General features: G+C 64.0%; 17 protein-coding genes. 11 read left to right on the forward strand and 6 right to left on the reverse strand.

The window, feature by feature from the left end; genetic code table 11:
- Nucleotides 1-14: 14 nt before the first annotated feature.
- The 8 genes from KUV65_RS14600 (at nucleotide 15) to KUV65_RS14635 (ending at nucleotide 6325) form a co-directional block, all read left to right on the forward strand.
- Nucleotides 15-815, forward strand: coding sequence for a S49 family peptidase (locus KUV65_RS14600; protein WP_222191466.1), 801 nt, complete (start codon nucleotides 15-17; stop codon nucleotides 813-815).
- Nucleotides 815-994, forward strand: coding sequence for a hypothetical protein (locus KUV65_RS14605; RefSeq protein ID WP_222191467.1), 180 nt, complete (start codon nucleotides 815-817; stop codon nucleotides 992-994). The genes KUV65_RS14600 and KUV65_RS14605 overlap by 1 nt, the downstream gene beginning before the upstream one ends.
- A 4-nt stretch (nucleotides 995-998) precedes the next feature.
- The gene (locus tag KUV65_RS14610; RefSeq protein ID WP_222191468.1) at nucleotides 999-1973 is read left to right on the forward strand and encodes a calcium/sodium antiporter; all 975 of its coding nucleotides are present in this window, start codon (nucleotides 999-1001) and stop codon (nucleotides 1971-1973) included.
- 17 nt (nucleotides 1974-1990) lie between these two features.
- Nucleotides 1991-2767, forward strand: coding sequence for an SDR family oxidoreductase (locus KUV65_RS14615; protein WP_222191469.1), 777 nt, complete (start codon nucleotides 1991-1993; stop codon nucleotides 2765-2767).
- Nucleotides 2768-3066: 299 nt separating this feature from the next.
- Nucleotides 3067-4935, forward strand: coding sequence for an excinuclease ABC subunit UvrC (gene uvrC / locus KUV65_RS14620; RefSeq protein ID WP_222191470.1), 1869 nt, complete (start codon nucleotides 3067-3069; stop codon nucleotides 4933-4935).
- An 18-nt stretch (nucleotides 4936-4953) separates the two neighbouring features.
- The gene (gene pgsA, locus KUV65_RS14625) at nucleotides 4954-5619 is read left to right on the forward strand and encodes a CDP-diacylglycerol--glycerol-3-phosphate 3-phosphatidyltransferase (RefSeq protein ID WP_222191471.1); all 666 of its coding nucleotides are present in this window, start codon (nucleotides 4954-4956) and stop codon (nucleotides 5617-5619) included.
- Nucleotides 5616-5867, forward strand: coding sequence for a molybdopterin converting factor subunit 1 (moaD, locus tag KUV65_RS14630; RefSeq protein ID WP_222191472.1), 252 nt, complete (start codon nucleotides 5616-5618; stop codon nucleotides 5865-5867). The genes pgsA and moaD overlap by 4 nt, the downstream gene beginning before the upstream one ends.
- Nucleotides 5864-6325 (forward strand): molybdenum cofactor biosynthesis protein MoaE, encoded by a 462-nt coding sequence (locus tag KUV65_RS14635; RefSeq protein WP_222191705.1) that lies wholly within the window; start codon nucleotides 5864-5866, stop codon nucleotides 6323-6325. Before moaD ends, KUV65_RS14635 begins: the two co-directional genes overlap by 4 nt.
- A gap of 12 nt (nucleotides 6326-6337) precedes the next feature.
- On the opposite strand, the gene KUV65_RS14640 is transcribed toward KUV65_RS14635, so the two are convergent.
- The 3 genes from KUV65_RS14640 to ubiA form a co-directional block, all read right to left on the reverse strand.
- Nucleotides 6338-6670 (reverse strand): hypothetical protein, encoded by a 333-nt coding sequence (locus KUV65_RS14640; protein WP_222191473.1) that lies wholly within the window; start codon nucleotides 6668-6670, stop codon nucleotides 6338-6340.
- 5 nt (nucleotides 6671-6675) lie between these two features.
- Nucleotides 6676-8625: an OmpA family protein gene (locus tag KUV65_RS14645; RefSeq protein ID WP_222191474.1), complete on the reverse strand. Its 1950-nt coding sequence runs from the start codon at nucleotides 8623-8625 to the stop codon at nucleotides 6676-6678.
- A gap of 67 nt (nucleotides 8626-8692) precedes the next feature.
- Nucleotides 8693-9658: a 4-hydroxybenzoate octaprenyltransferase gene (ubiA, locus tag KUV65_RS14650; protein ID WP_222191475.1), complete on the reverse strand. Its 966-nt coding sequence runs from the start codon at nucleotides 9656-9658 to the stop codon at nucleotides 8693-8695.
- Nucleotides 9659-9670: 12 nt separating this feature from the next.
- On the opposite strand from ubiA, the gene KUV65_RS14655 reads away from it, so the two are divergent.
- The 3 genes from KUV65_RS14655 to KUV65_RS14665 are packed head-to-tail and all read left to right on the forward strand — an operon-like array spanning nucleotide 9671 to nucleotide 12344.
- The gene (locus tag KUV65_RS14655) at nucleotides 9671-10399 is read left to right on the forward strand and encodes a 16S rRNA (uracil(1498)-N(3))-methyltransferase (protein ID WP_308124691.1); all 729 of its coding nucleotides are present in this window, start codon (nucleotides 9671-9673) and stop codon (nucleotides 10397-10399) included.
- The gene (locus KUV65_RS14660; RefSeq protein WP_222191476.1) at nucleotides 10396-10917 is read left to right on the forward strand and encodes a hypothetical protein; all 522 of its coding nucleotides are present in this window, start codon (nucleotides 10396-10398) and stop codon (nucleotides 10915-10917) included. Before KUV65_RS14655 ends, KUV65_RS14660 begins: the two co-directional genes overlap by 4 nt.
- Nucleotides 10918-10973: 56 nt before the next feature.
- A complete protein-coding gene (locus KUV65_RS14665) occupies nucleotides 10974-12344 on the forward strand; it encodes a glutamate--cysteine ligase (protein ID WP_222191477.1) in 1371 nt (456 codons plus the stop codon).
- Here KUV65_RS14665 and KUV65_RS14670 read toward each other — a convergent pair whose 3' ends face one another.
- From KUV65_RS14670 to KUV65_RS14680, 3 genes are all read right to left on the reverse strand, one after another.
- Complete coding sequence (locus KUV65_RS14670) at nucleotides 12345-13037, reverse strand: DUF805 domain-containing protein (protein WP_222191478.1); 693 nt, start codon at nucleotides 13035-13037, stop codon at nucleotides 12345-12347. It lies immediately after the preceding gene.
- A gap of 176 nt (nucleotides 13038-13213) precedes the next feature.
- Complete coding sequence (locus KUV65_RS14675; RefSeq protein ID WP_222191479.1) at nucleotides 13214-13591, reverse strand: DUF805 domain-containing protein; 378 nt, start codon at nucleotides 13589-13591, stop codon at nucleotides 13214-13216.
- 176 nt (nucleotides 13592-13767) lie between these two features.
- Nucleotides 13768-14148 carry a DUF805 domain-containing protein gene (locus tag KUV65_RS14680; protein ID WP_222191480.1) on the reverse strand — a complete coding sequence of 127 codons (381 nt, stop codon included), beginning with the start codon at nucleotides 14146-14148 and terminating at the stop codon, nucleotides 13768-13770.
- Nucleotides 14149-14176 lie beyond the last annotated feature (28 nt).

The raw sequence follows: 14176 nt of genomic DNA on the forward strand, positions 1-14176 counted from the left end.
CTACATCGCATTCCATGAAACGCTTCATCCCTTTCGTGAAATCCGATCCGGTGGTCGCCGTGATCCGGCTGAACGGTGCGATCATGGCCTCCCCGCGGGGCGGTCTGTCCGATGCCGCTTTGGCCCCCGCGATCGAACGCGCGTTTCGCAAGGGCAAACCGGCGGCCGTGGCACTCTCGATCAATTCGCCCGGTGGCAGCCCGGTTCAATCCTCGCTCATCGCCGCGCGCATCCGCCGGCTGTCCGAGGAAAAGGAGGTTCCGGTTCACGCCTTTGTCGAGGACGTGGCCGCATCGGGCGGCTACTGGCTGGCCTGCGCGGCCGATCACATCTGGGCCGACCACAGCTCGATCCTCGGCTCCATCGGGGTGATCTCGGCCGGGTTCGGGTTCCACGAGGCGATGCAAAAAATCGGTGTCGAACGCCGCGTTCATACCGCCGGTGAAGACAAGTCGATCCTCGACCCCTTCCGCCCCGAACGCGCCGAGGACGTCGACCGCCTGAAAGATCTTCAGTCCGACATCCACGACGCGTTCAAGGCGCATGTCGCATCGCGCCGGGGGGACCGCCTGAGCGGCGACAAGGATTTGTTCACCGGCGCGTTCTGGACCGGTGCCAAGGCGGTCGAATTGGGCCTTGCGGACGGGATCGCGCATCTCGTTCCGAAAATGAAGGACCTGCATGGCGACAAGACGCGCTTTGCCGTTTACGGCCCGAAGCACAGCCTTTGGCAGCGCTTCGGCGCGCAGATCGCGCAGGATTTCGGCCGAGGACTTGAGGAGCAGGCGCTTTGGGCCCGCTACGGGCTGTCCTGATGGTCAAGATCGTCACCCTGTTCCTGATCTTCATGATCGTGCTCGCCATGTTTGGCCGCCTGCGCCTGCCGGGCCTCAAGCGCGGAAAGGGCCTGCCGAAACCGCGCCTTTGCCCGGAATGCGGACGATACAACCTGCGCGGCGGCGATTGCCCGCACTGCACGGAAAGGCGGGACTGACGGCATGTGGATGGAGTTCGCGCTGGCGGGGCTCGGCCTCGTCATCCTGCTTCTTGCAGGGGATGTGCTGGTCAAGGGCGCCGTCAATCTCAGCCTGCGCCTGGGCATCCCCGCCCTGATCGTGAGCCTGACGGTCGTGGCCTTCGGAACATCCGCGCCGGAACTGCTGATCAGTATAAAATCTGTCCTCGATGGCGTGCCGGGCCTCGCGCTTGGCAATGTCGTTGGCTCGAACACCGCGAACATTCTTCTGGTTCTCGGCATCCCGGCGCTGATCTCCGGCCTGCGCGCCGGGAGCGACACGCAGCGCACCTACATGGTGATGATCGTCTCGACGCTGATTTTCATCGGCCTTGCCTTTGCCGGGCCGATCACGTGGTGGCATTCGATCATCCTGCTGGGCATCCTTTCGCTTGTCCTGCTTGACGCGGTGCGGTCCGCCCGCGCGCATCGGCGCGAGGCGAATGGCGCCAGCGCCGAAGAGGCTGCCGAGATCGCAGGCATCGAGGAACTGGAAGAGGCCGATCCAGACATGCCGTGGTGGCAGATCGGTCTGTATGTCCTGCTGGGCCTGATCGGCTTGCCGTTGGGGGCCGATCTACTGGTGGACAGCTCCATCGCCATCGCCTCGGCCTATGGCGTGTCCGATACGGTGATCGGTCTGACGCTCGTGGCCGTTGGCACCTCTTTGCCCGAGCTTGCGACAACGGTCATGGCGGCGATCCGCAAACATGCCGATGTGGCGCTCGGCAATGTCATCGGGTCCAACATGTTCAACTTGCTGGCCATCATCGGGGTGGCGGCGCTGGTTGGGCCGATCCCGGTCGACCCGGAATTCCTGAGTTTCGATCTGTGGGTGATGCTGGCGGCCTCGCTGGTGCTTGCGCCCTTCGTGTTCCTCGGGCTGCAAATGGGCCGTTTGGTCGGGCTGGGTTTCTCTGCCCTTTACGTGACCTATATCCTCGTTCTCCTGACTTGAGCGGAAAAGAGGCTTTCATGACGGCACTGGTGACAGGCGCGGGCAAGCGTTTGGGCAAGGCAATGGCGCTGGAACTGGCCCGGGCGGGCCATGACGTGGCGGTTCATTACAATTCCAGTGCCGACGCGGCCGAGGAAACCGCGGCCGAGATCCGCATGATCGGCCGCAACGCCGTGACTGTGGAGGCCGATCTGCTGGACGAGGGCGCGGTACAAGCGCTGTTGCCAAAGGCATCCGAAGCGCTTGGGCAGCCTATCACCGTCTTGATCAACAATGCCTCGATCTTCGACTACGACAATATCGAAACAGCGACGCGTGAAAGTTGGGATCGCCACCTCGAATCCAACCTGCGCGCGCCCTTCGTTCTAACGCAGGCACTGGCGGCGCAGATGCCTCCCGCGCAGCCGGACGAGAATGGCGAGCCTCAGGCGCAGGGCCTTGTCATCAACATGATCGACCAGCGCGTGCGCAAGCTGACGCCGGAATTCATGACCTACACGATTGCCAAGATGGGCCTCTGGGCCTTCACCCGCACGGCGGCGCAGGCGCTGGCCCCCCATGTCCGCGTCAACGCGATCGGGCCGGGGCCTACGATGCAGGGCGCGCGGCAGTCGGACGAGCATTTCGCGAACCAGCGGGCGGCCACCGTCCTGGAGCGCGGCGCGGACCCTCAAGCCATCTGCGAGGCGCTGCGGTATTTTCTGAGCGCGCGCGCCGTAACGGGGCAGTTGATCTGCGTTGATGGGGGCCAACACCTGGCCTGGAAAACGCCCGATGTGCTTGGGGTGGAGTGATCGTTGCAGTTGATGCGACCAAACTTCTCCACCGTGAGTGATGATGTGACGTTACGGTAACGCCTACGTGACAAATGCAAGACTGGCGCGGCTAGGAGAAAAAATATCTTTTTAAAACAAAGACATATTTAGCCGCCTAAAAATTGTGCAAACTGCAGAAGGTGGCCAAAAATAAGGGAAAAATCTCTATCCCCAAGTTTTATCCGGAAGCTTATCCACAGGATTGGGGGATATTCCAAGGCTTGCATCCGGCCTCAGACCGGTGCAGCCCGGAAAGGAATCGACTTAGGCCCTGAACGATGTCGGAAATGGTCGAAAACCAACCGCAAACCGGGCACGAGGTGATCCAGGCCTACGTGCGCAAGCTCGACAATTCGCCGGGTGTCTATCGCATGCTCGATGCGCAATCGCGCGTGCTTTACGTCGGCAAGGCGCGGGCGCTCAAGCGGCGCGTTTCGAACTACGCAAAGCCCTCCGGTCATAGCCCGCGCATCGCGCGCATGATCCGCGAAACCGCCTCGATGATGTTCCTGACCACGCGCACGGAAACCGAGGCGCTGCTGCTGGAACAGAACCTGATCAAGCAGCTCAAGCCGCGCTACAACGTGCTGCTGCGGGACGACAAGAGCTTTCCGAATATCCTCGTCGCCAAGGATCACCCCTTTCCTCAGATCAAGAAGCATCGCGGCGCGAAGAAGCAGAAGGGCAGCTATTTCGGCCCTTTCGCAAGTGCGGGGGCCGTGAACCGAACGCTGAACCAACTGCAAAAGGTTTTTCTGCTGCGCAACTGCACCGATGCCAGTTTCGAAAGCCGCACGCGACCTTGCCTGCTCTACCAGATCAAACGGTGCTCGGCGCCCTGTGTCGGGTATATTTCCGAAGCCGATTACGCGGCCTCCGTCCGCGATGCGGAACGGTTCCTCAAGGGCGACTCGAAGGATTTGCAGGAGCGCCTGGCAGCGCAGATGCAGGAGGCCTCGGCGGCCATGGAATTCGAACGCGCCGCAGCGCTTCGTGACCGCATCCGGGCGTTGACCGCTGTTCAGTCTGCGCAAGGCATCAACCCGCGCGGCGTGACCGAGGCGGACGTGATCGCGCTGCACATGGAGGGGGGGCAGGCCTGTGTGCAGGTCTTCTTCATCCGGGCCAACCAGAACTGGGGCAACCGCGATTTCTATCCGCGCGTGGGCCCCGATATCGACGAGCCCGAGGTGCTGGAGGCCTTCCTTGGCCAGTTCTACGACCAGAAAGAACCACCGCGTCAGGTGATCCTCTCGCACCCGGTCGAGAATACCGACCTGATGGCCGATGCCCTGTCGCAGAAACGTGGCCGCAAGGTCGAGATCGTGGTGCCCCAACGTGGTGAGAAGGCCGAACTCGTCGATAGCGCCCTGCGCAATGCCCGCGAAAGCCTTGGCCGCCGCATGGCCGAGGGGCAGGCGCAAGCCAAGCTGCTCGACGGTCTGGCCGAGGCGTTCGACCTCGACGGGCGCCCATCTCGGATCGAGGTCTATGACAACTCGCACATCCAGGGGGCGCATGCCGTCGGTGCGATGATTGTCGCCGGCCCCGAGGGGTTCATGAAATCGCAATACCGCAAGTTCAACATCCGCGGTGACAGCCTGACCCCGGGCGACGATTTCGGCATGATGAAAGAGGTTCTGACCCGCCGCTTTCAACGCCTTCTCAAGGAAGACCCCGACCGGGAGTCCGAAGCGTGGCCGGATCTGTTGTTGATCGACGGCGGTGCGGGTCAGGTCAGCGCCGTGGCCGAGATCATGGAAGAGCTCGGGATTGACGATGTGCCCTTCATCGGGGTCGCCAAAGGGATCGACCGCGACCAGGGCAAGGAGGAATTCTACCGCCCCGGCAAGCCGGCCTTCGCGCTGAAAAGAAACGATCCGGTCCTCTACTTCATCCAGCGGATGCGGGACGAGGCGCACCGGTTCGCCATCGGCGCCCATCGCCAGAAACGCGCCAAGGCGGTGTCCGCCACGCCGCTCGACGAGGTGCCCGGCGTCGGCGCGACCCGCAAACGCGCGCTCTTGAACCATTTCGGCAGCGCCAAGGCCGTGTCCCGCGCAAACCTCGCCGACCTGAAGGCGGTCGAAGGAATTTCCGATCAGATGGCCGAGACGATCTACGCCTTCTTCCATGAGCGCGGCTGACAGGATAAGTCTTCGCCCATGAACTGGACCTTGCCAAACATCCTCACCGTGTTCCGCCTGATCGCTGCGCCTATGGTGGGGCTGATCTTTCTGTTTCTGCCACGTCCAGCCGCGGATTGGGTGGCGATGATCCTTTTCGTCGTGGCCTCGTTGACCGACTACGTGGATGGCTGGATGGCGCGGTCGTGGAACCAGGTGTCGAAATTCGGCGCCATGCTGGACCCGATCGCCGACAAGGCGATGGTGGTGATCGCGCTGGCGGTCATCCTTGGCCTTCACGGCATCACGGCGTGGACGCTGGTGCCTGTCACCGCGATCCTGTTCCGCGAGGTCTTCGTCTCGGGTCTGCGCGAGTTCCTGGGCGATACGGCGGGGACGCTCAAGGTGACCAAGCTCGCCAAGTGGAAGACGATGGTTCAGATGGTGGCGATCACGCTGCTGTTCGCCTGGGGCCTGTTCGACCACTACTTCCTCATGCAGACCTTCGGCATGAACGGAGAGATCGTCAGCGGCATCCTTGCCGGTGAGATCGAGGATTCCGTTGGCCTGACATGGAAATATCAAGGGCTGATGGCGGTGTCCTACGGCGGCCTCGTGTTGTTGTGGCTGGCCGCCGCCCTGACCCTGATCACCGGGTTCGACTATTTCCGCAAGGCGCTGCCATACCTGAGGGATCATCCATGAAACGCGATCTGCGCTATTTCGCCTGGCTGCGCGAGCGGATCGGCACCGGGCATGAGAGCATCGAGACCGAGGCCGCAACCGTTGCGGACCTGATCGAAGAGTTGCGGCAACGGGATGAGGCTTATGCTTTTGCCTTTTCCGACACCGCCGCAATCCGGGCCGCGCTGGATCAGGACTTGGTCGAGCTCGACACGCCCCTGGGCGATGCCCGCGAGGTGGCGTTCTTTCCGCCCATGACCGGGGGCTGAGCGTTATGGAGACCGTGCGCGTTCAATCCGACCTGTTCGACATGGGGGCCGAGTTGAACGCCTTCGCCGCCGCGATGGCGAAGAAGAACGCGGGCGCCGTGGTCAGTTTTTCGGGCCTCACGCGCGACATCGCAACAGGCGATCTGGATGCGATGGAGATCGAGCATTACCCCGGAATGACCGAAAAGGCGCTGGCCAAGATCCGGGACGAGGCGATCGAACGCTTCAAGCTGTCTGATGCCATGATCCTGCACCGCCATGGCCGGATGGAGCCGGGGGAGCCGATCATGATGGTGGTAACCGCTGCACGCCATCGCGCGGATGCCTTCCAGGGCGCCGAGTTCCTCATGGACTACCTGAAATCCCGCGCGCCCTTCTGGAAGAAAGAGATCACCGCCCAGGGCGCAAAATGGGTCGCCGCGCGCGACGAGGACGAAGACGCCCTCAGTCGTTGGTAGGGGGACGCGGCGCTACTGCGCGCCCTGGTTCATCTGCTCGATGTAGCTGCGCAGTTCTTCGGTCTCGGCCCGTGCCTCGCGCAGACCCTCCATCGCCGCGCGCAACTCTGCCTCGGTCTGGCTAAGCTGGTTGGTCAGCTCGTTTTCGCGCTGTTGAAGATAGGCGATCGCCTGGTCGCGCGTTTCCTCGGCATCGTGGAGGGCGCGTGCGAGTTCTTCCATCTCGCCCAGGTCTGCGCTCGACACCTGGCTGAAACGGTTGACCAGCCACCGCGCCAGCCAACCAAGGGCAAAGGCCACGAACAGGATGATCGCGATGGCGATGATGAATTGCAGGCGGTTCATGCGCCTTACTCCTCTTCTTCCGCGGCTTCGGCGGCCTCGATTATGCTGTCAGGGCGCGGCTGGGGCCGGATCTCGAATTCATAATCCTCGGAGGCTTCGGGCGCGTCCTCCCCTTCGCCCGCCTCCTCGCCGTCCGCGTCTTCTGTCCCGGCGGCCAGCAGGCGGAACTCGATACGCCGGTTGAGCTCGCGCCCTTCCTCGGTTTCGTTCGAGGCGATGGGCTGGCTTTCCCCGTAGCCCTGTGCCGTCAGGTTCGAGACCAGAACGCCCCGCGCCAGGAGCCCGTTCAAAACCGCGTCGGCGCGCGACTGGCTGAGGTTCAGGTTCATCTCTTCGCGGCCCTGGCTGTCGGTATGGCCGCCAATCTCCATGCGGACATGCATGCAGTTGGGCAGGATTTCCGCGATCCGGTCGAGGATCTCGCCGGCCGCCTCGTTGATTTCGACCGAGCCGGGATCGAACACGATTTTCGTCTCTTCCTGCACAGCCTGGATCTGGGCGACGCATTCTTCCGCAGTCGGCAGGGAGGCGATGGGGTCGAGCGCCTCGTCATACCTGACATCGAGCTGGAAATCGGCGGCGGGACCCAATTCGTCGGCCAGTTGCCGAGCCAGAACCGAGGCAAGGTCCGGATCGCCGGTGGTGCCCGACAGGTTCAGCGTGTCCGGTTCAAGGATGAGCTGCCCTTCGTGCAACGCGGACAGGGCGCGCAGGCCTGCCATCGTCCGCACCGACCACCCCTCGGGCAGGTCGCTGACGGCACGGGTGGCCATGTCGGTCCGATCACGCCCGAAGGTCGCCACCGCAAAGGCCTGAACCGAGCGGCCCACGGCCCCTTGGGGCAAGCGGCCCCGCAGGCTGACGCCGGTGTCAGGGTCAAGCCGCGCAACGAAGCGCGACAGACCGGCGGAGGTCGCGCTCTGCGTTTCGGGCAGGATCCCGGTCAAGGAAAAGACCGCGGGCAGTTCGGCGTCCAGTTCGCCGACCAACTGGTCGAACCGATCCTGTGCCATGCCTTCGCTGCCCGTCAGGGTCACATCGGCATCGCTGAAGGTCAGGGTTCCGGTCTCAAGCTGCGCCAGCGTACCGATGGCCTGCTCCACGGCAGCGGCCCAACGCGGTGTGGGCACGCCAAGGCCAATGGTGCAGTCGATCTCGTCTTCGACCCCGGCGGCCTGCGCGGCCGCAATGATGCGCTCGGCGGCTTCGGGCGTGTCGGCCGAACAGGTTTCCATTCGCGTGCCGTCCTCGTCCCGCACGATGCGCAGCGCGAAGGGGGTCAGGACCGGACGGGGCGCCGAGATGTCCAGGACAACCTCGACTCCGTCCGGGCGGGCGGCCTGAAGCGTTTCGATGAACTCTGCCCGTTGCTCGGCACTTTCGCTGACGGCTTCGATCTCGACCCGGTCGGCAAAGACGGTCACCTTGGACCGCGGCAGTTCACGCAGGGCCTGCAGCCCATAGTCCATTGCGGCCTGCCAGGTTGCAGGCGCGGGGTAGTCGGCGGTCTCGACCATGTCCATGACCTCGACCCCCTCGGTCACGCCCGAGATCGACTCGACCACCGTGTCCCGGCCGGTCGTAAGGGGCACCAGGCCGATCAACTGGATGCCGTCCCCGTTGCGCAGCATGTCCAGCGAAAAGCGCGGCGCGGTCGTCGTGTCGGCCACCGCGATTTCGAGGTGGTTCACGATCCTGTCGGCATCGACGATCGCACTGGCGCGACTCAGGGCGCGGAAGGCCGAGGCCTCGTCCGGCGCGGTTCCGTCGAGAAAGAGTTGCAGACCGTCCGCGCTCACTTCGGCCCAGCCCATGCCCTCTTGCTCCAGCGCCTGCTCCACCGCGTCGACCGATCGATTTTCGATCGTGATGGCGGCAAGGATGGCTGTCCCGATCGACAGGACGCCGGCAGCGGCAAAGGCGGCGGCCGAGACAAGATGGGGTGTGCGGTTCATGGGCGGCGTGTCATCCGTATCCGTATAGGGATGCGCAGGGCCTACAGCCTGACGCGACCGTGTTCAATCAGACCAGCGCCGCCACGGCGAAAAACAGCGCAGGCAGCAGTCCCGCATCGCGGTTCGATCTGAACAGCATCAGGCAGGTCTCGCCATCGTCGATCTTGAGCCGCTGCAACTGCCACGCCATGTGCCAGCCCATCGCCCAGACGCCCGCCAGCGCGATGACGAGGGACAGGACGTTGCCCTGCGGCACGAGGGCGACCAGAACCGCAACCATCAACAGGGCGACCGACAGCGCGAGAAAGCCGCGCAACCACTGGCGCGTTTGCTCGCCGAACAGCCGCGCGGTCGATTTCACACCGATCAGCGCGTCGTCTTCCTTGTCCTGGTGGGCATAGATCGTGTCGTAGAACAGCGTCCATGAAATGCCGCCGAGATACATCAGCACGGCGGGCCAGCCCAAACTGCCGGTATGCGCGGTCCAGGCAAGCAGCGCGCCCCAGTTGAAGGCGAGGCCGAGGAACACCTGCGGCCACCACGTGAAGCGTTTGGCGAACGGGTAGATCGCCACTGGCAAAAGCGACAGCAAGCCCAGCAGGATCGCGTTCACGTTGAAGGTGACGAGGATCAGGAAAGCCACCAGCGATTGCGCCACCAGCCATGCGAGGGCGAGTTTCGGTGTCACCTGACCCGACGGGATGGGCCGGGATTTCGTGCGCGCCACGGCGGCGTCGAAATCCCGGTCGGTGATATCGTTCCACGTGCAGCCCGCGCCGCGCATCAGGAAGGCCCCGATGCCGCAGCCCAGGACGATCCAAAGGTCGAACCAGTTCAGGCCGGCCGGGTCGGCGGCGGCGGCCAGCATGACGCCCCACCAGCAGGGCAGCAGCAAAAGCCATGTGCCGATCGGACGGTCGGCGCGACTCAGCCGCAGGTAGGGTCTTGTGGGCGCTGGCGCCCAATGGTCCACCCAGTTGCCCTTGACCGCATCGGCCACCTGGCCCTCTGGCGTTTCCGTCGCCTCGCTCATAACCTGCGTCCCATGTCGCGTCCCAAGATACGCCTCTTTGTAGATCACCCGCTTGGTCCGGGGCAAACGGTCCCCCTGTCGCGGGAGCAGGCAAATTACCTGTTCAACGTCATGCGCCTGTCTGTCGGGGCCGAGGTGGCGGTGTTCAACGGGTCCGAAGGGGAATGGCGCGCCACTGTCATCGAGGCTGGCAAGCGCGCGGGCGCCCTCAACTGTGTTGAGCAAACCGCGCCTCAGCAGAGGCCACCGGATCTTTGGCTGCTCTTCGCGCCGATCAAGAAGGCCCGCACCGATTTCATCGTGGAAAAAGCGGTCGAGCTTGGCGCGGCCCGGATTTGCCCGGTGCAAACCGATTTCACCAATGCCGAGCGGATTCGGCAGGACCGCCTTCAGGCCCACGCGGTCGAGGCGGGCGAGCAGTGCCTCGGGACTTACGTCCCGCCTGTCGATGATTTGCGTAAATTGTCCGATTTGCTGGCAGACTGGCCTGAGGATCGGCACCTGGTATTCGCCGATGAGTCGCTGCTCGGTGCCAGGGAATCCCTGGCCGCCGCGCCGGAGGCCGAGAAATGGGCGATCCTGATCGGCCCCGAAGGCGGGTTTTCACCACAGGAACGCGAGCGGTTGCGCGCCTTGCCCTTCGTCACCCCGATCTCGCTGGGGCCGCGCATCCTGCGCGCCGATACGGCGGCGGTTGCGGCCTTGACCCTGTGGCAATCCGAGCGGGGCGATTGGCTATGAACGGATTTCTCCGCCCCGAGGCCGCGGCCACGCTGAAACGCTGGCGCGAGGTCATCGCGGCGCTTGCCGTGGCGCTTCTTGGCCTCTGGATCGCGCAGCAGCCGGGGCCGATCCTTGGCGGGTTCGGGCTCATCCTTGCTCTGCTTGCGCTCGCGGTGTTGATCCCGGCCATTCGCCGCGCGCGGTTTGCCGCCTCGGGCGAGGGGCCTGGCGTGGTGCAGGTCGATGAACGCTGCATCCTTTACATGGGGCCGCATCACGGCGGGTCGGTCGCATTGGATGAACTGGCGCTGATCTCCGCGCGGCGGACACCCGATGGCCAGCTGACCTGGGTTCTGGTGGAAGGCGGGCAGGTCCTGACCATTCCCGCCGATGCCAAGGGGGGCGAGGCGCTGTTCGACGCCTTCACAGCCTTGCCCGGCCTGTCGGCGCAACAGGTTCTGGCGGCACGGGAAAATCCGCATCCCGGCACACATCGCCTGTGGCAGCGCACACAGTCTCCGGCCTTGACACGGTAGGCGCACCGCGCCACCTCTGCCATCCAATCGCGTGCAACAGGCCCGGAGCGCCCCAGATGTCCATCCCTCAATCCGGCGGCGGTCCGATCGAACGCCCAGAGCAACTGGCCGAGTATCTCGCCTCGGGCTGCAAGCCCAAGGAAGACTGGCGCATCGGCACCGAGCACGAGAAGTTCGGCTACACCAAGGATACGCATGCGCCGCTGCCCTATGACGGTCCGCGTTCGATCAAGGCAATGCTCGAAGGTCTGCGTGACCGCTTTGGCTGGTCCCCGATCCTTGAAGGCGACAACATCATCGGCTTGGAGCTGAACGGCGCGAATATCAGCCTGGAACCGGGCGGGCAGTTGGAACTGTCCGGCGCGCCGCTGGAAACCATCCACCAGACCTGCGACGAGGTGAACGAACACCTGCGCGAGGTGCGCGCGGTGGCCGACGATCTTGGCGTTGGGTTCATTGGCCTTGGGGCTGCGCCGATCTGGCGGCACGAGGACATGCCGATGATGCCCAAAGGGCGCTACCGGTTGATGACGGATTACATGGACCGGGTCGGCACGCTTGGCAAAACCATGATGTATCGGACCTGCACGGTGCAGGTGAATCTCGACTTCGCCTCCGAGGCGGACATGGTTCAAAAGCTGCGCGTGGCGCTGGCGCTGCAACCCGTGGCCACCGCGCTCTTTGCCAACTCGCCCTTCATCGACGGCGCGCCCAACGGGCACAAATCCTGGCGCAGCCGCGTCTGGCGTGACCTCGATGCCGACCGCACCGGCACGCTGCCCTTCGTGTTCGAGGATGGGTTCGGCTTCGAGGCCTGGGTCGATTACGCGCTCGATGTGCCGATGTATTTCGTCTACCGCGACGGGAAATACATCGACGCGCTCGGCCAATCCTTCCGCGACTTCCTGAAGGGCGAATTGCCTGCCCTGCCGGGTGAAATCCCGACCCTTTCAGACTGGGCCGATCACCTGACCACCATCTTCCCCGAGGCACGGATCAAGAAGTTCATCGAGATGCGCGGCGCCGATGGCGGCCCGTGGCGTCGCCTTTGCGCTTTGCCCGCGCTGTGGGTCGGCCTGACCTATGATCAGACCGCGCTGGATGCGGCGTGGGACCTGGTGAAAGGCTGGGATGCCGAGACGCGCGAAGCGTTGCGCGTTGCGGCCTCGGTCGATGCGCTCGACGCGCAGGTTGGCACCATCAAGATGCACGATCTTGCGCGCGAGGTTCTCGCGATTGCCGAGGCGGGTCTGAAGGCCCGCGCCCGGCCCGGGGCTGGCGGGCTGGTCCCGGACGAGACGCATTTCCTGTCGGCGTTGAAGGACAGTATCGAGACCGGCCATGTCCCCGCCGATGAGCTTCTGGCGAAGTATCACGGCGAGTGGGCGGGCGATCTCGACCGGATCTACGACGAGTTCAGCTACTGATCAGCCGCTGCGCGCGGCCTTGTTCTGCTGGATCGCAGGCGCAACCCGCGTGCGGTAATACTCGGCGAAATCCGACTGGTTCTTGGCTTGCACGGCCTCGCGCACGTCGTCTGGCAGTTGCTTGACGAACGCCGGATGGGCCGGCGGCGGGCGCTTGCGATCCGGTGCCGGGTCTGGCCCGAAGCGGTTGTTGCCATGTGTCCCCGGCAGGCACAGCACGACCAGGAACCAGACCGAGGCAATCAGCGGCACGGTCGCAACCATCAGGATGATCGGCATCGCGCTTTCCGGGCTTCCGAGGAACGGGATCAGGAACACCGCCCCGACAAGGGCAAGGATCGTCACCGCGGTCGGCATCAGGATGAACCAACCGCTGCGATCGGTGTCATGCAGGCGGCGCACGGTTACGGAAAGCTGTGGCAGCCATCCCAGGACGATGTAACCGGCGTAGAAATAGCCGATGTAGTAGAGCAACTCGGTGTTGTTGTCGAAAAACGCCTTTGACGCGCTGGCATCTGTCACCCTGAGCAGAAGCTCGGGGTCGCGGGCAAAAACGTAGCCAAGCCCGATCTGCGCTGCCGTTGCCGCGACGGCGAGAAACAGCGCGAACCACCAGTATTCAGCGCGACGGGCACGGCCCGAGAAATTCAGGATGTTGACGTAGCAACTCGCGATTGCCTTCAGCGGACCCATGGCGCGTCAGCCCCCTTCGCTGCAAATAACCAGATACGGCCCCGAGATGCCGGTCGAAGATGGCCTTAGCGTGGCGCGCATTTGACCGAGCCCGGAATTTCACAAGCGCAGGCATGAAAAAACCCGCCCGGACGGCGCTGGGCGGGATGAACTTGGAACTTGTCCGCCAGGTGCGATCAGGCGGCGGCCATCGTGCCTTCGCCGGCCAGCGGGTCGGGGCCGAAGCGGTTCGGGCCAACCGTGCCGCGCTGCACGAACCAGTAAATGTACAGGATCACACCGACGATCGGGATCAGAATGATGAAGATCCACCAACCCGACTTGTCGAGGTCATGCATGCGGCGCACGCTGACGGCGATGCCGGGCAGGATCAGGCCGAGCATCCAGATGAGCGACAGCGCCGGAAAGCCCAGCACGGCTGTGTCGATCACGTTGGCCACCGCCGAGCCGATGATGTTGAACAGGTAGAACCACCAGAATTCGGACCGCTGCGCGCGCCCCGAGAAATCGACATACTTGCTCAGGCAAGTGCGGACTGCCGTCATGAAATCCATTTGCTGTCTCCAATGCATTACCGTGGTCGTTTGCTGGCCCGGTGGGCGGCAATGCCCTTTGGCCCGATGTCACGAGCGTGCGGGCAGCCGCCGCGGCTTGGCAACGGCAAAGTGACGTCAGGTAAGGAAATCCGCCGCGAGATCGCCTGTCTCGGCGTGGTTTCAAGCGGTTTGGGTCAGCGTCCGGCCAGTGGGTCGGCTCCGTGCTGGTTCGGTCCGGCGGTGCCACGTTGCACGAAGAAGTAGAGCAGCACGAGGAAGCCCACGATCGGGATCAGCGCGATCAACAGCCACCAGCCAGAGCGGTCGGTGTCATGCAGGCGTCGCGCGCCGACGGCCAGACCGGGAAGCAGGATCGCGAGGCTGAACAGCGGTGCCAGAATGCCGACATCCTGTCCGCCCACCAAGGTGCCGAACAGGGCCCGGTCCACCATCTGCAAAACCGCCGATACGATGAGCGAGAAAAGGTAGAACCACCAGAATTCGGATCGCTGCGCGCGCCCCGAGAAGGTCGCGTATTTGCCAAGAACGGTTTTGACAGCCGTCATGAAGTCCATGGGGGCACCCTCCCTTTGTCGGGGCGGA

Source organism: Maritalea mobilis (genome assembly GCF_019800885.1).
GTDB lineage: Bacteria > Pseudomonadota > Alphaproteobacteria > Rhodobacterales > Rhodobacteraceae > Roseibacterium > Roseibacterium beibuensis.